Source organism: Bianquea renquensis (genome assembly GCF_014384895.1).
In the GTDB taxonomy this organism is placed as follows: Bacteria; Bacillota; Clostridia; order Lachnospirales; family Bianqueaceae; genus Bianquea; species Bianquea renquensis.
Genome location: NZ_JACRSQ010000101.1, coordinates 1 through 863, shown reverse-complemented (window position 1 = coordinate 863; position 863 = coordinate 1). Strand labels below are relative to the sequence as shown.

Genomic DNA, 863 nt, shown 5'->3' with positions numbered 1-863 from the left:
ATGTTGTGGATTCTCACCATGTCCACCCCTCCGTCCTCCTCGTCCCGCGTCACCAGCAGGTTCCTCCCTTCCTCGATCCCTGCTCGACGGTACGCCTCCTCCTTCTCCTTCCACCTCTTGCGATAGCTCGCGTCCTTCAGCATCCCCAGATGCTCCCAGTAGTACTCTATCTCCTCATGGTTCTTGTTTCTTACCCGGAAGTCTCCTTTGTACGTCCTCCCCTCGATCTCGATCGTCGGCTCGTATTCCACCGGCACTCCTAATGCCACCAGCTCCTGCAGGATCAGCGCCTCCGACTTGGACGCCACCATCACATATCCCTCTTGCAATGCCACCAGATACCGATAGTTCTCCGCGTACGGCTTCGCTTTCGCTTCCTCCACCGCTCGCTTCCTCTTCGCTGCGTCCTCCCGCTGCAGCCATTCTTCGGCGGTGTGCTGGACCATGCGCTTCTGGACATCGACGTCGAAGCAGCGCAACGCCCGCGCGATGGTCTTGAGCATGGCTTGCCAGGTTGTCTGCTGGGAGAGGAGCTGTTGGCGGTCGCGGAGTGCTTGGCGTGTGGCCTCCAGGTCACGGAGGCGGATGTATTGTTGGATTTGTTTGCCCTCCTGCCAGAACTGACGGTAGTAGTAGGTGTGGGAGCCACGAGTCTTGTGGACGATATGGCCTCGAGGCAAGGAGGCGAGGGAGTGGGAGACGGCCTCGAGATTGTGGGCGACATAGAGGTAGGATTGCCAGAGGAGGGAGGGAAGTTGAGAGGGATTGACATAGGGGGTCATGGACATCACGCTCCTGAATGAAGTTTGGGATCTTATTATATCAGCTTTCAGCCCGCTTCGCAAGCGCTTTTCGCGGGACGG

The 863-nt window shown here is 58.4% G+C and carries 1 pseudogene; it reads right to left on the bottom strand.

Annotation, left to right across the window (positions count from 1 at the left end):
- Positions 1-782 (bottom strand): annotated as a pseudogene (locus H8730_RS17435) (hypothetical protein); the annotation flags it as partial.
- Positions 783-863: the final 81 nt, after the last annotated feature.